Origin of the sequence: Streptomyces sp. NPDC001678 (assembly GCF_042892945.1) — a bacterium.
GTDB lineage: Bacteria > Actinomycetota > Actinomycetes > Streptomycetales > Streptomycetaceae > Streptomyces.
Genome location: NZ_JBIAUP010000001.1, coordinates 210097 through 230358, shown reverse-complemented (window position 1 = coordinate 230358; position 20262 = coordinate 210097). Strand labels below are relative to the sequence as shown.

Here is a 20262-nt window from a genome sequence, read left to right as displayed (position 1 = left end):
CCCGTCCGGCGTTCAACGCTTACTTCCGGATCAGCAAGAAGATCGCCCCGGTCACCAGCGCCAGCGCGATCGCCGCCACCCCGTACGTCACCCGATGGGCCCGCAGCACCGGCAGATAGTGGTCGACCGCATACGCCCCCGGCCCGGTCAGCGCCAGCGCCGTCGCACTCACGGCCACCAGCAGCGTGAACTCCACCCCGCTGGGCAGCATGAATCCGCCCTCCCAGGTCACCCCCAGCGCGTTGACCATCGTCCCCAGCACCGCCGCCGCGGCCAGCGGGGTCAGCAGCCCCAGGAACAGCCCGGCCCCGCCGAGCGACTCGCTGAGCCCGGCGATCACGGCCATCGCCTTCGCCGCCGGATAGCCGGCCTGCTTGAAGTACTGGGCCGTCCCGTCGACGCCCGCCCCGTCGAACCACCCGAACAGCTTCCCCGTACCGTGCGCGACCATGATGATGCCGAGCATCATGCGCAGCAGCAGGAGTCCCAAGGAGTAGCCGGTCAGCGACGACGGCTGGTCGCGCCCCTGCCCGGCGAAGATGTGTGTCGTCGTTCTGCTCCGGAAAGCCATGATCGGCACCTTCTTCCGCCCTCGGTACCAGTGTCACCCCGGGTCACGGGGGTCCGCCATACGCCAGGAGGAGCAAAGGTGCCAGTCGGGCCCGGCGGGTGCCTGGAGCCCCAGCGGCCCGGAGCCCCAGCGGCCTGAAGCTCCCGTGGCCTAGAGCCCCAGCGACGCCGCCTTGAGCTTGGCGATCGCCGTGTCCTCGCCCGCCAGCTCCACCCGCGCCGCGTCCTGCCGCCCGAAGGCGAACAGCAGCAGCTCGCCGGGCTCCCCGGTGACCGTCACCACGGGCGCGCCCTTCTGGGCGACCGCCGTCCGCCCGTCCGGGCGCCGCAGCACCAGGCCCACCGGCGATTTCCGGCCGACCAGCCGGGCGGTGCGCTCCAGCCGGCTCCACAGCGCGTCCGCGAAGACGGGGTCCGGCTCGCGGGGCGTCCAGTCCGGCTGGGCCCGGCGCACGTCCTCGGTGTGGACGTAGAACTCCACGGTGTTGGCCGCCTCGTCGACCTGCTTGAGGGCGAAGGGCGAGGTGCGCGGCGGCCCGGTGCGGATGAGCTGGATCAGCTCCTCGTACGGCTTGGCCGCGAATTCCGCCTGCACCCGCTCCAGCCGGCCGGCCAATGGCTTGATCACGACGCCGGCGGCGGCGTCGGGCCGCCGCTCGCGCACCACGGTGTGGGCGGCGAGATCACGGGCCCGCCAGCCCTCGCAGAGGGTGGGCGCGTCGGGCCCCACCGTCTCCAACAGATCGGCGAGGAGCAGACGTTCGCGCTGCGCATGGGTTGACATGGCGTCAGCCTACGACCACGGTCCGGGCCGAAGCCACGGGGCCCGTGACCGGGCGTGTCCGGCCACCGGCGGCGGCGCCACCGGCGCGGGCGGGGGACAATGGAGCCATGACCGGCAACACCCGCCCCCTCTCCAACCTCGACCCCGCCATCGCCGCCCGGCTCAAGCGGAGCGTCGACGGCCTGATCCCCGCCATCGCCCAGCAGTACGACACCGGTGAGGTGCTCATGCTCGGCTGGATGGACGACGAGGCCCTCCACCGCACGCTCACCACCGGCCGCTGTACGTACTGGAGCCGCAGCCGCCAGGAGTACTGGGTCAAGGGCGACACCTCGGGGCACGCGCAGCACGTCAAGTCCGTCGCCCTGGACTGCGACGCGGACACGATCCTGGTCAAGGTCGACCAGGAGGGCCCGGCCTGCCACACCGGCACCCGGACCTGTTTCGATTCGGACGAACTGCCGCTGGGCGGCTAGACCGCCGCCGCAGCCAGTAGGCTCCGCTGCCATGGCTGCCACGTCCGCACACGCTTCCCACGGCCCCGGCGGAGCCGGCGGGGATGTCACCCCCGACGCGGGGACCTTCCGCACGCTCGCCAAGGACCGCCGGGTCATCCCGGTCACCCGCCGTTTCCTCGCCGACGGCGACACGCCCGTGGGCCTCTACCGCAAGCTCGCCGCCGAGCGGCCCGGCACGTTCCTGCTGGAGTCCGCCGAGAACGGCCGTACCTGGTCCCGTTACTCCTTCGTCGGCGTCCGCAGCGCGGCCGCCCTGACCGTGCGCGACGGAGCGGCCCACTGGCTGGGCACCCCGCCCGTGGGCGTCCCCACCGACGGGGACCCGCTGGCCGCCCTGCGGGCCACCGTGGCGGCGCTGCACACCCCCCGCGACCTCATCGAGGGCACGGGGCTGCCGCCCTTCACCGGCGGCATGGTCGGCTATCTGGGCTACGACATCGTGCGCCGCCTGGAGCGGATCGGCGAGCACGGCGAGGACACCCTCGGGCTGCCCGAGCTGACCATGCTCCTCACCTCGGACCTCGCCGTCCTCGACCACTGGAACGGCACGGTCCTGCTGATCGCCAACGCGATCAACCACGACAACCGCGATTCCGGCATCGACGAGGCGTACGCCGACGCCGTCGCCCGCCTCGACGCCATGGCCGCCGACCTTTGCCGCTCGGTGCCCTCCGAGCCCACCGTCCTGCCGCCCTCCGAGCTGCCCGAGTACACCGCCCGCTGGGGCGGCCCCGACTTCATGGCGGCCGTCGAGGACATCAAGGAGCGCATCCGCGCGGGGGAGGCCTTCCAGGTCGTGCCCTCGCAGCGGTTCGAGACCCCCTGCACCGCCTCCGCCCTCGACGTCTACCGGGTGCTGCGGGCCACCAACCCCAGCCCGTACATGTACCTCTTCCGCTTCCCGGACGGCGACGGCGGCGCGTTCGACGTGGTCGGCTCCAGCCCCGAGGCCCTGGTGAAGGTCGAGGACGGGCGGGCGCTGGTGCACCCCATCGCCGGCACCCGCCCGCGCGGCGCCACCCCGCAGGAGGACGCCGCGCTGGCCGAGGAGCTGCTGGCCGACCCCAAGGAGCGCGCCGAGCACCTGATGCTCGTCGACCTCGGCCGCAACGACCTGGGCCGGGTCTGCGAGCCCGGCAGCGTCGAGGTCGTCGACTTCATGTCGATCGAGCGCTACAGCCATGTGATGCACATCGTCTCCACCGTCACCGGCCGCCTCGCACCGGGCCGCACGGCCTTCGACGTCCTCACCGCCTGCTTCCCGGCGGGCACGCTGTCGGGTGCGCCCAAGCCGCGCGCCATGCAGATCATCGAGGAGCTGGAGCCCTCCCGCCGGGGCCTGTACGGGGGCTGCGTCGGCTACCTCGACTTCGCCGGGGACTCCGACACCGCCATCGCCATCCGCACCGCCCTCCTGCGGAACGGCACCGCCTACGTCCAGGCCGGCGCCGGCATCGTCGCCGACTCCGACCCGGCGGCGGAAGACGCCGAATGCCGCCACAAGGCCGGCGCGGTCCTGAGGGCGGTCCACACGGCGAACCGGCTGTAGGGATGTGCGGGCAATCGTTCCGCAGGGCGGAACGGGTGGGCGCACACGCCCACGGCCCGCACCCGCCCACCGGCCCCCGCTCCCGACAGGGGATAGTGGTACCCGTGACCGCAGCAGTACCCACACCCCGCCCCCCCGCCTCGCGCAAAAGCGTGGCCGCCGCCCTGATCCTGGCCGCCGCCGGTGCGGCCCTCGTCCTCCTGGCCTCCGGCCGCACCTGGTCCGAGGGCACCGCCGCCGCCGAGCGGGGCATCAGCATGGCCCAGCAGGCCAGCGGCCAGGAGGTCACCGCCCTGCCCGGCGCCCTGGCCCTCGTCGGCCTCGCCGCGCTCGTCGCCGTCTTCGCCGTGCGCGGCGCGGCCCGCCGCTTCGTCGCCGGGCTGCTCGTGATGAGCGGCGCCGGCGTGGTGGGCGCGGCGGTCACGGGCCTGAGCGACACCACCGCCCTGGAGGAGAAGGCCGCCAAGGTCGCGGGCCTGACCCGGGCCTCCATCGACGGCGTCGGGCACACCGCCTGGCCGTGGGTCGCCGTCGCCGGCGGCGTCCTGATCTTCCTCGCCGGGCTGCTCGCCCTGCGCTTCGGTGGTCAGTGGCCCGCCATGTCCGGCCGCTACGAGCGCGGTGACGCCCCCGCCCCGCGCCGCGCCAAGGCCCCCGCCGACCCGGACCGGCCCGAGGAGCTGTGGAAGGCCCTCGACCGGGGCGAGGACCCCACGGGCGCCCCCGGACGATGACACGCCGCCCCCGGACGATGACACGCCGCCCCCGGACGATGACACGCCCGGGCCGGACGCCAACCCCGGCGCACGGCCGCCCGGCGCGTCGGGGACAATGGCCCCAGCGATCTCCGCGCCCCCGGGCGCGACACAGCAACGAGGAGTCAACTCATGTCGGGTAGCGACCACGGACACACCCCGGCCGCCTGGACCGGTGTCACCATCGCCTTCATCGGCTTCTGCATCTCGGGCGCGTTCGTCGTCATGGCCAAGCCCGTAGGTTTCTGGGCCGGCATGGTCGTGGTGGTCCTCGGCGGCGTCGTCGGCGGGATCATGCGCATGATGGGCATGGGCCAGGCCCCCAAGAAGGCCCTGCGGACCCAGGCCGCCGAGAGCCGGGCCTGATCCGCCCCGTTCCTTCGGCGCCGAGGCGCGGCCCGGGACCGTGCGGGATCCCCCGTACGGACGTCCTGAGCTGCGCCTTCGTGCTACCGGGCGGAGACTGCGCGGTGTGACGACGGATCCCGCGCGGGACGGCGGCCGCGCCGCCGCCCCGGCCGCCCCGCTCGAACCCCTGCCGCGCCGCCTCGCCGCGCCGCTCGGCGTCGCCGCCGGGCTGGGCGCGGCCGTCACCTGGGTGGGTGTCGTGGACCCCAACCGTCCGGGCTCCTATCCCGCCTGCCCCCTCCTGCGCTGGACGGGGCTGTACTGCCCGGGCTGCGGAGGGCTGCGCGGCCTCCACGCGCTGGCCCACGGCGACCTCGCCACGGCGCTCGGGGCGAACGCCCTGGCCGTCGCCGGGTACGCCGCCTTCGCCGTGCTCTGGACGCTGTGGCTGGTCCGGGCGGCCCGGACGGGCGGCGGCATGCCCGTCGGTTTCCGGACGGAACACGTGTGGGCGCTGGCCGGGATCGTGCTGCTGTTCACGGTCGTACGCAATCTGCCGTGGGGTTCGGCGCTCGCGCCGTAGATCCCACCCGTGAGCCGTACGTTCGGTGACGGATCGGTGCCGCCGATGGTGCCGACCGGCTCCGACCACCCTAGATCGACATCGATCGACACTGCCCGGTACGGACCGATGTCGATCGTTCGCGTACGGTGTGCGTAACGCGAACACCGCGCGCAAGCCCCGCGCCACGGACCGTACGCGCCGGAGGGCCTCCCTCCGGTCGTCCGGAGGGCGGGATGCGCGTCAACCGGATGCGAAACCTTCGCCCTCCGGCAAGTACCATCGCAATTGCCTGATGTGGTGAAGTCGTGCCGCGTCAGACCTGACCAGCCGATTCCGGAAGGGGGCCGCTCGCGTGAGTGTGCTCGACGAGATCATCGACGGAGTCCGTGCGGACCTCGCGGAGCGGCAGGCGCGCGTCAGCCTCGACGATCTCAAGGAGCGCGCGGCCAGGGCCCCGCAGGCCAGGGACGGCGCCGCCGCCCTGCGCGGCGAGAACGTCAGCGTGATCTGCGAGGTCAAGCGGTCCAGCCCCTCCAAGGGCGCCCTCGCCGCCATCGCCGACCCGGCCGGCCTCGCCGCGGACTACGAGGCGGGCGGCGCGTCCGTCATCAGCGTCCTCACCGAGCAGCGCCGCTTCGGCGGCTCGCTCGCCGACCTGGAGGCCGTCCGCGCCCGGGTCGACATCCCGATCCTGCGCAAGGACTTCATCGTCACGGCCTACCAGCTGTGGGAGGCCCGCGCCTACGGCGCCGACCTGGCCCTGCTGATCGTCGCCGCGCTGGAGCAGGAGGCCCTCGTCTCCCTCATCGAGCGGGCCGAGTCCATCGGGCTCACCCCGCTGGTCGAGGTGCACGACGAGGAGGAGGTCCAGCGCGCCGTCGACGCCGGCGCCCGCATCATCGGCGTCAACGCCCGCAACCTCAAGACCCTCGAAGTGGACCGGGGCACCTTCGCCCGGGTGGCCCCCGAGATCCCCGACGGCATCGTCAAGATCGCCGAGTCCGGCGTCCGCGGCCCCCACGACCTCATCGCCTACGCCAACGACGGCGCCGACGCCGTCCTCGTGGGCGAGTCCCTGGTCACCGGCCGTGACCCCCGGACGGCCGTGGCCGACCTGGTCGCCGCCGGCGCCCACCCCGCCCTGCGCCACGGACGGGGCTGACGAGCGCCATGACCACCGGCCGCGCACGCCGTACGGGACCGGGCCGACGCCCGGCCCCCACCGGCGTGCCCACGGCCGGGGCCGGGCGGCCGGGCCAGGGCCCGGACTCCCCGCAGCACTCCTACGCCCGGCTGGCGCGCGGCTGTCGCCCCCGCGGCTGCCGGGCGCCCGCGCGCCGCGTCCGCGGCCGCCGGGTGCGGTACCACATCGGCTGTGAGCCGGGTCAGATCAACGGGATGCGATGGCGTCGCGGCGTTCAGCCGTAACCTTCCGTCATCACCGGGCAGGGCGCCCATAAGCCCCGTACCCGGAACTTCCGCACATCCCAGGAGTGCTCACATGTCCTCCGGCTTCTTCGTACCCGACCCCGAGGGCCAGGTGCCGAACGCGTCCGGCTACTTCGGCGCCTTCGGCGGCAAGTTCATCCCCGAGGCCCTCGTCGCCGCCGTCGACCAGGTCGCCGCCGAGTACGACAAGGCCAAGGCCGACCCGGCCTTCGCCGCCGAGCTCGACGACCTGATGGTCAACTACGCGGGCCGCCCGAGCCCGCTCACCGAGGTGCCGCGCTTCGCCGAACACGCGGGCGGCGCCCGGGTCTTCGTCAAGCGCGAGGACCTCAACCACACCGGCTCCCACAAGATCAACAACGTGCTGGGCCAGGCGCTGCTCACCAAGCGCATGGGCAAGACGAGGGTCATCGCCGAGACGGGCGCCGGTCAGCACGGCGTGGCCACCGCCACCGCCTGCGCCCTCTTCGGCCTCGAATGCACCATCTACATGGGCGAGGTCGACACCCAGCGCCAGGCGCTGAACGTCGCCCGGATGCGGATGCTCGGCGCCGAGGTCGTCTCCGTGAAGTCCGGCAGCCGCACGCTGAAGGACGCCATCAACGAGGCCTTCCGCGACTGGGTCGCCAACGTCGACCACACCCACTACCTCTTCGGCACGGTCGCGGGCCCCCACCCCTTCCCGGCGCTGGTCCGCGACTTCCACCGCGTCATCGGCGTCGAGGCCCGCCGCCAGATCCTCGAACGCGCCGGCCGGCTCCCCGACGCCGCCGTCGCGTGCGTGGGCGGCGGCTCCAACGCCATCGGCCTCTTCCACGCCTTCCTCCCCGACGAGGGCGTCCGCCTCATCGGCTGCGAACCGGGCGGCCACGGCGTGGAGACCGGCGAGCACGCGGCCACCCTCACCGAGGGCACCCCCGGCATCCTCCACGGCTCGCGCTCCTACGTCCTGCAGGACGAGGACGGCCAGATCACCGAGCCCTACTCCATCTCCGCCGGCCTCGACTACCCCGGCATCGGCCCCGAGCACTCCTACCTCAAGGACATCGGCCGCGCCGAGTACCGGGCCGTCACCGACGCCCAGGCCATGGACGCGCTGCGGCTGCTCTCCCGCACCGAGGGCATCATCCCGGCCATCGAGAGCGCCCACGCGCTCGCGGGCGCGCTGGAGATCGGCCGCGAGCTGGGCGAGGACGGCCTGATCCTGGTCAACCTCTCCGGGCGGGGCGACAAGGACATGGACACCGCGGCCCGCTACTTCGGGCTGTACGACGAGGGGGCCAAGTGATGGCGGGCAACATCGAACTCCTGAACTCGGTCCTGGCCGTGGCCAAGACCGAGAACCGCGCCGCGCTGGTGGGGTACCTCCCCGCCGGCTTCCCGACGGTCGCCGACGGCGTCCGGGCCGTCACGGCCATGCTCGACGGCGGCTGCGACATCGTCGAGGTCGGGCTGCCGCACAGCGACCCGGTCCTGGACGGTCCGGTCATCCAGACCGCCGACGACATCGCCCTGCGCGGCGGCATCAAGATCAAGGACGTCATCCGCACGGTCAAGGAGGCGCACGAGATCACGGGCGCCCCGGTCCTCGTCATGACCTACTGGAACCCGGTCGACGCCTACGGCGTGGAGCGCTTCGCCGCCGACCTGGCCGCCGCCGGGGGAGCGGGCTGCATCCTGCCGGACCTGCCGGTCGAGGAGTCCGAGACCTGGCGCAAGGCCGCCGAACAGCACGGCCTGGCCACGGTGTTCGTCGTCGCCCCGAGCAGCCGCGACGACCGCCTCGCCAAGATCACGGCGGCGGGCAGCGGTTTCGTCTACGCCGCCTCGCTGATGGGCGTCACGGGCACCCGGGAGTCGGTGGGTCGCGAGGCCCAGGACCTGGTGCGCCGCACCCGGGCCGTCACCGAACTGCCGGTCTGCGTGGGCCTCGGCGTCTCCAACGCCGCCCAGGCCGAGGAGGTCGCCCAGTTCGCCGACGGCGTCATCGTCGGCTCGGCGTTCGTCAAGCGCCTGCTGGACGCGCCCGACCTGGAGTCCGGAATCGCGGCGGTCCGCTCCCTGGCGGGTGAGCTGGCGGAGGGCGTCCGCAAGCGCGCGTAACTCTCGAGCGCGCGTAACTCTTTTGAAGGAAACGGCGACCGGGGGCGCGTATGACCGCGCCCCCGGTTCGTTGTACGGGGATGTGAGCCAGAAGAACAACGACGGTAAGCGCAGCGCCCGCGAGCGGCTACAGGAACAGCGCCGGAAGGAAGAGTCCCGTGCCAAGCGCAAGCGGACCCTGATCGCGGCCGTCGTGGTGGTCGCCGTCCTGGGCGCCGGCGCCGGCATCGCGGCAGTGGTGGCGGGCTCCGGCGGCGGCAAGGACAACAAGCGCAAGACGTCCGGCCCCCTCGTCGCGCCCCAGGGCGCCATCGGCAAGGACAGCCTCGCCATCCCCGTCGGCAATCAGGCCGCCAAGGCCAACCTGGTCGTCTTCGAGGACTTCCGCTGCCCCGGCTGCGGACAGTTCGAGAACGGCTTCCGCGACACCGTCCACGACCTGGAGGGCAAGGGCCAGCTCAAGGCCGAGTACACCCTGGTCTCGCTGATCGACAAGAACCTCGGCGGCTCCGGCTCCCTGAACGCCGCGAACGCGGCGGCCTGCGCCCAGGACGCCGGGAAGTTCCTCCCGTACCACGACGAGCTCTACAAGAACCAGCCGCCGGAGACGGACGACGCCTACGGCAAGAAGGCCAGACTGCTGGAGCTCGCGGGCAAGGTCCCGGGCCTGAACACCGCGTCCTTCCAGAAGTGCGTCGAGGACGGCACCCACAACAGCTGGGTCCAGAAGTCCCAGGACGTCTTCAGCAAGTCGGGCCACCGCGGCACCCCGACGGTCATCCTCAACGGCAAGAGTTTGTACGACGACCCGACCCATCCACTGACGCCGCAAAAGCTGCGGGAGCTGGTGGCGGCGGCGCAGAAGGGGTGACAGCCGTTCCGGGCGGGTTTGTTCTAGAACAGCCGGAATTTGACCTTCCTGATAAGTAATGGAGTGACAACTTCTCATCATTGAGGTTCCGTTACATCCCTTATGGGGTTGAGCGAAGATCGCCCAAGTAGTAAAAATGGGCGATTTTGTTCACTCCTTAGGGAAAGTCGTGCGTTTTAAACGTCGCATATCATTTGCCATGGCCTTTGTCATGGCCCTGCTGTGCGGGACCGAGCAGGTCGCGCTAGCAGTCGATCAATGGAATCGAAGTTCACTGGGCAGCCCCGGTGCTCCTGGCCAGCGCTGGGGTTCGGCAGCAGGCCGTGGGCATCGGGTCGCCGGTGGCGCCACGGAAGCGGCGGCCAAGGACGGCCGCCCTGGAGCCCTCGAGGCCCCCGGCCAACTGCCACAGGAACACAAGCTGACCGAGCACGAGCTCGGCGGCAAACCGCAGCAGCCCAAGATGGGCAAGGCCGAGCAGACCAAGGCCCCTGACAATCCAGCGCCGCAGGGATTCTCGGAGAAGACGAGCCAGGAGCTGCCCGCCGGACGCCAGGAGCGCCGACGCACCTTCCTCAATGAAGACGGCACCTACACCACCCGCTTCTACAACGAGCCCGTCAACTTCAAGGATCGTGACGGCTCCTGGAAGCCGATCGACTCCACGCTGATCCGCTCCACTCGCAGCCTTCGCGCGGCGAGCACGGCTGGTCCGCTGTGGGAGACCCGCTCGACCGAGACCGCCATCAGCTTCGCGCCCGCGGCGGACGCCAACCCCGTGATGAGCATGAAGCTGAGCGACGGGCCGTCGCTGGGCTACGCCCTCTCGGGCAGTGCATCCACGCCGGGCAAGGTTAACGGCGGCGTCATCACTTATCCGGACGCGCGACAAGCCGCAGATCTGCAGTACATCGCGGGCAGTGACTCCGTTAAGGAGACCCTTGTCCTCAAGAGCAAGGACGCGCCCGCCGAGTGGCGCTTCCCGCTCCTGACGGACGGTCTGACCGCGAGGCTCGATGGCCAGGGCGGAGTGGTGTTCGTCGACAAGGACGCACGCCTCCGTGCCCGGATGCCGGCCGGATGGATGGAGGACTCGCACTTGGCGGATAACGCCAACCAGGGCGAGATCTCCTCGGGCGTCCGCTATGCCTTGGACACGGAGAACGGTCGCCAGGTGCTGGTCGTCTCCCTCGACAAGGAGTGGCTGAGCGCACCGGAGCGGGTGTATCCGGTGAAGGTGGACCCGTCGGTCAAGGGCGTCACTGCGGCATCCGGCACGTACGTACAGTCCCCGTACACCCAGGACTTCTCGAGCGACACCATCCTCAAAGCGGGAACTTATGATGGTGGCACGCACAAAGCCGCGTCGTTCCTACGCTTCGACGGCGTCGAGAGTTCGCTGAAGAATGCCTGGGTGCTGGACGCGAAGCTCCAGCTCTACAACACCTGGTCGTACTCTTGCGACGCGCGGCCGGTGACGGTCCACGCCATCACGTCAGACTGGTCCGAGTCGTCGGCCAAGTCGTACCCAGGTCCCGACACGGGCGCGTCGCTGGTCTCCAAGAGCTTCGCCCACGGTTGGCGACCGCCCAACACTGAGTCGTGGTCGTGCGGTGCGGCGTGGGAGGGCATCAGCCTCGGTTCGGCGGGACGTGAGCTCGTCGACGACTGGACTCACGGGCGCAAGAAGAACTACGGCCTCGCCGTCAAGGCATCGGATTCAGACAGCAAGAGCTGGAAGCAGTTTGGCTCCGACGACTACCCGAACGGCAGCCCCCGCCTGGACATCACCTGGACCAAGTACGGCGCCACCTACAAGCTGGGAAACATCACGGCGCCGGTGACGGCCACGTCGCAGGGATCCATGCAGGTCACGGTGACGAACCAGGGGCAAGACACCTGGGTCAAGGGTGGCAACGTCCAGCTGCGCTACAACCTCCTCGACGCCTCCGGCAAGGAAATCACTGACCAGTCGAAGATCGCGTGGACGCCTATGCCCCGCGATGTCGCCCCAGGGCAGAGCATCGCTCTGGACGCGAAGATCGCTCCGCTGACGCCTGCTGAGTACACGCTGCAGTGGACCATGGACGTACTGGACGGCCCTCGCTTCACTACGGAAGGTGTTCCGGGGCCGGCAGTCAAGTTCTCGTCTGTGAATCTGCCGCCTCAGCTGACGGCCGAATCACCGGCCAGTGGCGCGGTTCTGAACTCGCTGACTCCGACTCTGTGGGCGGCGGGAAAGGACGCAGATCACTCCCCCAGCGGCGCGTTGCAGTACAGCTTCGAGGTGTGTGAAGCCGAAGGAAAGGATGCTCGCAAGAACTGTCGGAGCAGTGACAGGGGTGCTTCCCAGCAGTGGGCCGTGCCGGTCGGCTGGTTGTCCTGGAGTAAGAACTACGCCTGGTACGCCTACGTCTTCGACGGCAAGGACACATCGGCCCGGCAGAATCCGGCCTTCTTCTCCACCCAAGTGCCGCAGCCCCCGGTGACCGGCCATCTTGGCGGTGATGGTGTTCGCGAATTCGGTATGAACTCAGGGAACTACTCGACCCGGGCTGCTGATGCGGCCATTCGCACGGTCGGCCCTGAGCTGTCGGTGACTCGTACCTATAACTCCCTGGAGCCACGGACGGACAACGTCTTCGGCAGTGGCTGGTCCACCCGCTGGGACATGCGGGCCATTGCCGAGAGCACCGGCAACGTCGTCGTGACGACTGCGGGAGGCAGCCGCGTCCGGTTCGGCCGGAACACCGACGGCACCTATGCCGCACCGTCCGGCAGTTCGATCACCCTCACCTCCGTCAGTGGCGGCGGTTGGGTGATGCGCGATAAATCGGCCAGCACGTACTCCTTTGACTCTTCCGGACGGCTGACGAAGATCACCGACGGTGCGGGCCGGGAGCAGCGGCTGACCTACACCGATGGCAAGCTGACCGAGGCCCGTGACGCGCTCTCGGGGCGCTCGCTGGTCTTCACTTGGAACGGCGGCAAGGTCGCCACCGCGACCGCCAAGGGCAACGGCCCCGGTGCGGACGGCCTGACGTGGACGTACACCTATACCGGTGACCGTCTCACCAAGGTCTGCCCGCCGAATTCCACCGACAAGTGCACGGTGTACGAGTACGGAGACGGCTCGCTCTACCGCAGCATGGTGCTCGACCAGAACCCGGTGTCCTACTGGCGACTGGGCGAGGACCAGGGCGCGACCGCGGGCAGCGACGCCCCCTCCCGGACCGGCCTCAACCAGGCCCTCTACCGGGATGTGAAGCTGGGCGCCGCCGGAGCCGTGGCGGGTACGAGTGACAAGGCCGCAGCCTTCGACGGCACCAACTCCTACGTCGAACTGCCCGAGGACACCATCCGGACCTCGACCTCCTTGACGACCGAGCTGTGGTTCAAGACCGCCAAGCCCGGCGTCCTGGTTGGATTCCAGGACGGGCGTCTGGCCGACGGTGAGCCCAACGACTGGACCCCGACTCTGGCGGTCGACAAGAACGGCAAGCTGATCGGCCAGTACTGGACGGGCCGTGTTCAGCCGATCGTGAGCGCGGGCGCCGTCACCGACGACAGCTGGCACCACGTCGCGCTCACGGCCGCCGGCACGACGCAGTCGATGTACCTCGACGGTTCGCTGGTCGGCACGCTGACCGGTCCGATCAACCACCGGAAGCAGTCGTTCACCTACCTCGGCGCGGGCTACTCCAGCACCGGCTGGGACGGCCAAGCCAGCGGTATCCGCCACTTCACCGGCCTCATGGACGAAGTGGCCGTCTACCACCAGTCCCTCGACGCCACCACGGTCGCCGAGCACTACCGTGCTCGCGCGATGTCGGGCCGGCTGACCAAGGTCACTCTCCCGTCCGGACGTGTCCACGCGCAGGTCGCCTACGACTCTGGTACCGGCCGGGTCACCGAGACCACGGACGAGAAGGGCGGTACGTGGAAGGTCTCCGCACCGGTCTACTCCGCCGGTTCGGCGGCCTACGCGGACACGGTCCGTTCCTCGGGCCCTGTCGACTACTGGCGGCTGGGCGACCGCAGCGGTTCCACCGCCGCCAATGAGATCACCGGCGGCGCGGACGGTGCCTATCGCGACGGCGTGACGCTCGGCGCGGTCGGTGCCTTCTCCGACGGTGACGACGGCTCAGCTACCTTCGACGGGTCGGCGGGGGCCGTTCAGGTTCCGACGGACACCTTGAAGGGCGCCAACGCGCTCTCGTTCGAGATGTGGTTCCGTACGGGCAAGCCAGGCGGAGTGCTGCTGGGGCTGCAGAACGCGGAGCTGGGCGCGACCCCGACCGACTGGAATCCGAGCCTGCTCGTCGACGCCGACGGCAAGCTGCGCGGCCAGCTCTGGCACAGCGGTACCGGTTCGCCGATCATCTCGTCGTCCAAGGTCACGGACAACGAGTGGCACCACGTGGTGCTCACTGGCGGTGCCACCAGCCAGTCCCTCTATCTCGACGGTACGAAAGTCGGCAGCCTGAGCCAGCCGTCCAAGCCCGAGACACTGACCCGCGCCTATCTGGGCGCCGGCTACTCCAGCGAGGCTTGGGACGGGCAGAAGCCCGGCACCCGCTATCTCACCGGCCAGCTCGACGAGGTCGCCTTCTACACCAAGGAGCTGACGGACACCACCGTCGCCGAGCACTACCGCTCCCGTACCGGTCTGGTCTCCGGCGACGGCGCCCACTACCGGGGCACGGTCACCGCCGACGCGCCCTCGGGTTACTGGCGTCTGGACGAGACCAGCGGCGACAAGGCCCACAGCAAGGCCGCCGTGTACGCCAGTGACGGCACGTACACCAAGGCCAAGCTCGGTGCGACCGGTGCCTTCGGGCCCGGTGACAACGGGGCGGTGACCCTCGCCGGCGACGGCTCGGTCGAGCTGCCGTTCGGAGTCATGGGCAACACCCCCGCCATGACGGCCGAAATGTGGTTCCGCACGGGCAAGCCGAGCAGCGTCCTGCTGGGCCTGCAGAACGCGGAGCTGGGCAAGACCCCGACCGACTGGAATCCGAGCCTGCTCGTCGACGCCGACGGCAAGCTGCGGGGCCAGCTCTGGCACAGCGGCTCCGGAAAGCCGATCGTCTCGGGCACGGAGGTCACCGACAACCAGTGGCACCACGTCGTCATCACCGGCGGCAGCACCAGCCAGTCCCTCTACCTCGACGGTACGAAGGTCGGCGGCCTCAACGAGCCCTCCAAGCCCGAGACCATGGCCCACACCTACCTGGGCGGCGGCTACTCGAGCGAGGGCTGGGACGGGCAGAAGCCCGGCACCCGCTACTTCACCGGTGACCTCGACGAGGCGGCCTTCTACCCGAAGGAGCTCACCGAGGACCAGGTGGCCGAGCACTACCAGGCCATGCGGAACTCCGGCATGTCCTCGCTGACGTCCACCATCAGCGTCACCGACCCGACGGGCCGGACCAGCAGTGTCTCCTACGACGCCCTGCGCGGCCAGCGCCCGGTGACGGCGACGGATACCGAAGGGGGCCGTACCACCTACGCGTACGACACCGGCGGCTTCCTCCACACGGTGACCGACCCCAACGGTCATTTCGCTGTCACAGGACACGACGCCCGCGGCAACACGGTCTCCAAGACCACCTGCCGCGACGCCAACTCCTGCTGGACATCCTTCACCGACTACTACCTGAACGCCGCCGATCCGCTCGATCCGCGCAACGACAAGCCCACGGCCACCCGCGACGCCCGCTCCACGAGCGCTCGCGACGACCGTTACCGCACGTCGATGACGTACACGGCGCTCGGCCTCCCGGACACGACCGTGCTCGCGGACGGCCGTAAGTCGGTCACGATGTACACCACCGGGCAGGAAGCCGCCATCGGCGGCGGTTCCGTCCCGGCAGGTCTGGTCCGGACGACCACCGCTCCCGGCGGTGCCGTCACGGAGTACGGCTATACGGCACAGGGCGACCTCGCCCAGGCCACGGCCCCGTCCGGCCTGGTCACGCGCTACGCCTACGACGGCATCGGCCGGAAGCTGACCGAGACCCAGGTCTCCGACAGCCGGCCGGACGGCGTGACCACGGCCTTCGCCTACGACGCCATGTCCCGGATCGTCTCCGAGACCGGCGCCGCGGTGAAGAACGAGATCACGGGCGTCACCCACACCGCGAAGACCACGCGCGCCTTCGACCCCGACGGCATGCTGCTGACCGAATCCACGGAGGACACCACGGGCGGTGACGCCCAGCGCACCACCACCCACCACTACGACGAGCACGGCCTCGAGGACAAGACCACGGACGCCGAGGGCAACGACACGGTCGTCGCCTACGACGCGCTCGGCCGCAAGACCCGTACGACCGACGCCCTCGGGACGACGTACGAGTTCCGGTACACACCGGGCGGTCGCCTCGCGGAAACAGTTCTGAAGGGTTGGAGGGGTGATCCCTCCGGCGAGGCCAAGGACCTGGTGGTCGCCTCCAACGCGTACGACCCGGCGGGCCGCCTGGCCTCGTCGACCGACGCGATGGGCGCCACCACGGCCTACGCCTACTTCGACGACGGCAAGCTCGCGTCGAAGACCGCGAAGAGCGTTACCCAGGCCGACGGCAGCAAGCACGACATCGTGATGGAGGCCGACGTCTACGACGGCGCGGGCAACCTGATCCAGCGGACCGGAGCCGGTGGCACCGCCACCGTCACCAACGAGATGGACGCCACGGGCCGCGTCACGCGCAGCGTGCTCGACCCGAACGGCCTCAACCGCTGGACGACCTACGCCTACGACGACGCCGACCGGCCCGTCGAGCAGAAGACCGCGCTGAGCACCCAGCGCTTCACCTACGACAAGGCGGGCAACAAGCTCACCCAGACCGTCGTCGACGGCGACCGCACACGTACGGCGAAGTTCGCCTACGACCAGCGCGGCCTGGCCCTCACGGCGACGACCCCGCGTGGCAACGAGACCGGTGCCGACGCGACCGCCTTCACCACCACCAACCGCTACGACGCCCTCGGCCGCCTCGTGGAGCAGATCGCCCCGCAGATCCAGGCCGAGCAGCAGGGGCAGCAGCCCCAGGCCGTCAAGCCCAGCACGCTCAGGGGGTACAACACCTTCGGCGAGGCCACCGAGGCCCGCGCCGCGAACGGGTCGGTGACCCGTACCGCGGTCGACAAGCTCGGCCGGGCCACCGCCGTCACCCTGCCCGACTACACCCCGCCCGGCGGGGAGAAGATCACCGCCGTCACCCGGGTCGCCTACGACGCCCTGGGCCGCAGGACGGCCACCACCGACCCGCTTGGCCGGACGGTCAGCTACGCCTACGACCAGCTGGGCCACCTGATCCGCCAGTCCCTCCCGGCGACCAGCCTGCTCAACGCCAACCTCAACACCAGCCTCGGCAGCGACGGCAACCCGCTGCAGCCGACGTCGACGGACGACCAGGCGAATCGATTCACCTGGACGCCCACAGGCCTGCGCCTCTCCACCACCGGACCCACCGGCGCGCGGGCCGAGGCCACCTACGACGAGCTGGGTCGGCAGCTGACGGCGACGACCGTCGAGCGCTACCCGTCGGCGCAGAACCTCACCACTCGCTACGCCTGGGACGACGCGGGCAACCAGATATCGTCCACCAGCCCGGCGGGGCTGATCACGTCGGCCGCGTACGACGTGGCAGGCGAGGTCCTGAGCGCCACCGAGCCCGGTGGCGGAACGTCGAAGTTCGCGTACGACGCCCTGGGCCGCAAGGTCCAGACCGTCGACGCGACGGGCCGGAAGAGCGTCACGCGCTACGACGGCTTCGGCGGGGTGGCCGGCACGGTCGACTACGGCACGGGTGACACCGCCCTGCGGTCGACCGCCGTGGAGTACGACGCCGACGGCAACCGGGTCTCCGCCACCTCGGCTTCGGGAGCGAAGACCACCTTCGCCTACGACGCCGTGGGCCGGATGACACTGCAGGCCGAGCCGGTGGCGGACGGCAAGTCCATCACCACCACCTTCGGCTACGACGCGATGGGCAACCGTACGCGCTTGACGGACGGCCGTGGCAACACCACGACCTACACGTTCACGCCGTGGGGCCTGCCCGAGTCCACGATCGAGCCGGTGACGGCGGCGCAGCCGAAGGCCGCGGACCGCACGTGGACCAAGGTCTACGACGCGGCCGGCCAGAACGTGGCCGAGCTGCTGCCCGGCGGTGTCGAGCGGCACAGTACCTACGACGTCCACGGTCGGCTGACCAAGGAGACGGGCACGGGCGCCGAGGCCGCCACCACCGACCGGACCCTGGAGCACGACCTGGCGGGCCGTCTCACCAAGGTCGGCTCGGGCGACGTCCTCAATCCGAACACCTACACCTACAACGACCGTGGCGAGCTGCTGACCTCGAACGGCCCGGGAGGCAAGTCCACCTACACCTACGACAACGACGGCAACATGACCTCCCGGACCGACAAGTCCGGCACCACCGCCTACGGCTATGACGCCGCGGGCCGTCTGAACCGCACCGAGGACGCCGTCACCGGCGGCCAGACCATCACCGCCTACGACGCGGCCGGCCGTGTGCTGCAGGAGCAGTACGCGTCCAAGCCCGCCGGCGCGACGGACTGGCGGACCGGCGGCCGACGGGGCTACGTCTACGACCAGCTCGGCCGACTGACCGAGTCCAAGGTCACCGGCGCGGACGGCACGACCGAGGTCATGTCCACCGCGTACGACTACGACCTGGACAACCGCCTCACCACGAAGACCACCAGCGGCGTCGCGGGCGCCGGAAAGGAGACGTACGCCTACGACAAGTCCGGGCGCCTGACGTCCTGGACGGCCGACGGCAAGACCACGTCGTACACGTGGGACGACGCCGGCAACCGCGTCAAGGCCGGTGACACCACCGCGACTTTCGACGAGGCCAACCGCCAGCTGACGGACGGTGCCACGCGCTATGGCTACACGCCGCGCGGCACCCTCGCCTCGGTCGACACGGGCAGCGGCAAGCCGCGCGCCCTGACGTACGACGCCTTCGAGCGGCGCATCGCCGACGGGGACACGACGTACAGCTACGACTCACTCGACCGCGTCGGCCGGAGCGGCAACGCCGCGTTCACCTACGACGGCGGCTCCAACAATCTGGTGTCGGACGGCACCAGCACGTACAGCCGGACCCCCGGTGGCGCGCTGCTCGGCAGCACGGACGGCACGACCGCGCAGCGGTCGGTGACGGACCGGCACACCGACGTCGTCGCGGGCCTTTCGGCCGACGGGACGAAGCTCGTGGGCTCGGCGTCGTACGACCCGTTCGGGTCGGTACGGGCCAAGGCGGGCACGCGGTCGTCGCTCGGCTACCAGTCGGGCTGGACCGATCCGTCGACCGGCGACGTCAACATGGCCTCCCGCTGGTACCAGCCGGGCACGGGCCGCTTCGGTTCCCGTGACACGTGGTTGCTCGATCCGAACACCGCAGCTCGGGCGAACCGGTACATCTACGGCGAAGCTGATCCTCTGAATGGCACGGACCCTGATGGGCATCGACGCAAGTACGGATGTGGTTGGGCCTGCGATGTCTACGAGGAATTGGAAATGTTGGTGGATGCCGTCACTCCCACTCCGACAGGACGTGACGAATGCTTCTATGCTTTCAACTTTTCCCGCTGCATGAATGTGAGGAATCAATCGGCTATTGAGCGCCAGGCCCGATGGATGGAGGGAGCGCCTGAAAGGTCGAACAGTCAGATTTGGTCGGATGACGATGAGGACGACAACGAGGGAGGCGGAGGTGGTGGCGACTTCTACGACGATGACGATGACGATGGCGACGGCGGGAGCGGGGGTTCCGGGTACGCCCCGAGCCGAGGCGGCCGTGGTGGCGGTGGTGGCGGTGGAACCTTCTTCCGTCACCCGCGCATCATCAAGCCGCCTAAGCCGGTCATCCCGCAGAATCCCAATCGTGGGCCGCATCCGTTCTCTGCCCCGACGCTCCTCGGCCCTGTCGTCTCCTTCGTAGGCACAACGGTCACTGCCGCCACGGCTGCTGCGACAACCGCCGCGACAGTCACGGCGCAGGCATTGATCGACCTCGCAGCGATCACGCTCTTCACTCCAGACGCGGCATCGGACGGAGGTTCCCGGCATGACACTCAGTCGGATGACCGGGGAGACTGCCGACGTGGCGGGAGCGGATGGCGGGAGTACAGTCCACGAGATACTGCCCACGGGGGTCGGGCGACTGGCATCGATGCATGTCTCGACAGTGCCTTCCTGAGTACGCATGAGGGAAGTTATGTGACTGCTGACATCAGGCCCCCGGGGTACGAGTGGGCTGGTCGTTACGCCGGCTACTTGGGTCTTTCGCCTCAGAGCGCGATAAATAACTGTCATCTTCTGGGGAGGGAGCTCAGTGGATCCGGGGAAGACCTCGATAATCTTGCTACTTGCTCTCGCCAGGCAAACTATTATGTAGTTGGAAACGGGCGCCTTGAAGACAACATGCGTAAATATGAGGTGGAGGTTAAATCTGCTATCGATGACGGACAGGCGGTTCGGTATCAGGTAAAGCCGAAATACTCCGGGGATCGTACGGTTCCTGTGTCCTTTGAGATGTCTGCCGACGGGGTGTACGGCGACGGCCGCCCTGGTGTTAAGTTCGATGTAGTGGTTCCTAACTCTTTGTACAGCCCGAGATTTGATCAGTGGCGCAACCTGGGCACTGTTACGCACCAAGGAGTTCCACAACCTACTGGAGGGACGAGATGAGACTGGGGCAGGAGGGGCCTG

The 20262-nt window shown here is 69.9% G+C and carries 13 protein-coding genes; 11 read left to right on the top strand and 2 right to left on the bottom strand.

What is annotated here, in order from left to right; translation table 11 throughout:
* Positions 1-19 precede the first annotated feature (19 nt).
* Positions 20-571 carry a DoxX family protein gene (locus tag ACFYZR_RS01020; RefSeq protein WP_391903047.1) on the bottom strand — a complete coding sequence of 184 codons (552 nt, stop codon included), beginning with the start codon at positions 569-571 and terminating at the stop codon, positions 20-22.
* Between the two features lie 150 nt (positions 572-721).
* Complete coding sequence (locus ACFYZR_RS01015; RefSeq protein WP_391903045.1) at positions 722-1354, bottom strand: TIGR03085 family metal-binding protein; 633 nt, start codon at positions 1352-1354, stop codon at positions 722-724.
* Between the two features lie 107 nt (positions 1355-1461).
* Here ACFYZR_RS01015 and hisI point away from each other — a divergent pair, with 107 nt between their 5' ends.
* From hisI to ACFYZR_RS00960, 11 genes are all read left to right on the top strand, one after another.
* Positions 1462-1830, top strand: coding sequence for a phosphoribosyl-AMP cyclohydrolase (gene hisI / locus ACFYZR_RS01010; protein WP_391903043.1), 369 nt, complete (start codon positions 1462-1464; stop codon positions 1828-1830).
* Positions 1831-1861: 31 nt separating this feature from the next.
* Complete coding sequence (locus ACFYZR_RS01005; protein ID WP_391903041.1) at positions 1862-3421, top strand: anthranilate synthase component I; 1560 nt, start codon at positions 1862-1864, stop codon at positions 3419-3421.
* Between the two features lie 104 nt (positions 3422-3525).
* Positions 3526-4155 (top strand): TIGR02234 family membrane protein, encoded by a 630-nt coding sequence (locus ACFYZR_RS01000; protein ID WP_391903039.1) that lies wholly within the window; start codon positions 3526-3528, stop codon positions 4153-4155.
* Between the two features lie 153 nt (positions 4156-4308).
* Positions 4309-4542: an HGxxPAAW family protein gene (locus tag ACFYZR_RS00995; RefSeq protein ID WP_391903037.1), complete on the top strand. Its 234-nt coding sequence runs from the start codon at positions 4309-4311 to the stop codon at positions 4540-4542.
* Positions 4543-4648: 106 nt separating this feature from the next.
* Positions 4649-5107, top strand: a complete 459-nt coding sequence (locus tag ACFYZR_RS00990; protein WP_391903034.1) for a DUF2752 domain-containing protein — start codon at positions 4649-4651, stop codon at positions 5105-5107.
* 334 nt (positions 5108-5441) lie between these two features.
* The gene (trpC, locus tag ACFYZR_RS00985; protein WP_391903031.1) at positions 5442-6251 is read left to right on the top strand and encodes an indole-3-glycerol phosphate synthase TrpC; all 810 of its coding nucleotides are present in this window, start codon (positions 5442-5444) and stop codon (positions 6249-6251) included.
* Positions 6252-6259: 8 nt separating this feature from the next.
* Positions 6260-6517 carry a tryptophan biosynthesis modulator TrpM gene (gene trpM, locus ACFYZR_RS00980; RefSeq protein ID WP_391903028.1) on the top strand — a complete coding sequence of 86 codons (258 nt, stop codon included), beginning with the start codon at positions 6260-6262 and terminating at the stop codon, positions 6515-6517.
* Between the two features lie 73 nt (positions 6518-6590).
* Entirely contained in the window at positions 6591-7826 is a 1236-nt protein-coding gene (trpB, locus tag ACFYZR_RS00975) for a tryptophan synthase subunit beta (protein WP_391903025.1), read from the top strand.
* Positions 7826-8641: a tryptophan synthase subunit alpha gene (gene trpA, locus ACFYZR_RS00970; protein ID WP_391903023.1), complete on the top strand. Its 816-nt coding sequence runs from the start codon at positions 7826-7828 to the stop codon at positions 8639-8641. Before trpB ends, trpA begins: the two co-directional genes overlap by 1 nt.
* Positions 8642-8723: 82 nt before the next feature.
* Positions 8724-9512, top strand: coding sequence for a DsbA family protein (locus ACFYZR_RS00965; RefSeq protein ID WP_391903020.1), 789 nt, complete (start codon positions 8724-8726; stop codon positions 9510-9512).
* A gap of 199 nt (positions 9513-9711) precedes the next feature.
* Entirely contained in the window at positions 9712-20241 is a 10530-nt protein-coding gene (locus ACFYZR_RS00960) for a LamG-like jellyroll fold domain-containing protein (protein ID WP_391903017.1), read from the top strand.
* The last annotated feature ends 21 nt before the right edge of the window (positions 20242-20262 follow it).

Bases quoted from the DNA above. Each gene is read 5' to 3' on its own strand.
- ACFYZR_RS01020 (WP_391903047.1), bottom strand. From the start codon at position 571: ATGGCTTTCCGGAGCAGAACGACGACACACATCTTCGCCGGGCAGGGG.
- ACFYZR_RS01005 (WP_391903041.1), top strand. From the start codon at position 1,862: ATGGCTGCCACGTCCGCACACGCTTCCCACGGCCCCGGCGGAGCCGGC.
- ACFYZR_RS01015 (WP_391903045.1), bottom strand. From the start codon at position 1,354: ATGTCAACCCATGCGCAGCGCGAACGTCTGCTCCTCGCCGATCTGTTG.
- trpM (WP_391903028.1), top strand. From the start codon at position 6,260: ATGACCACCGGCCGCGCACGCCGTACGGGACCGGGCCGACGCCCGGCC.
- hisI (WP_391903043.1), top strand. From the start codon at position 1,462: ATGACCGGCAACACCCGCCCCCTCTCCAACCTCGACCCCGCCATCGCC.
- ACFYZR_RS00960 (WP_391903017.1), top strand. From the start codon at position 9,712: ATGGCCTTTGTCATGGCCCTGCTGTGCGGGACCGAGCAGGTCGCGCTA.
- trpB (WP_391903025.1), top strand. From the start codon at position 6,591: ATGTCCTCCGGCTTCTTCGTACCCGACCCCGAGGGCCAGGTGCCGAAC.
- trpA (WP_391903023.1), top strand. From the start codon at position 7,826: ATGGCGGGCAACATCGAACTCCTGAACTCGGTCCTGGCCGTGGCCAAG.
- ACFYZR_RS00995 (WP_391903037.1), top strand. From the start codon at position 4,309: ATGTCGGGTAGCGACCACGGACACACCCCGGCCGCCTGGACCGGTGTC.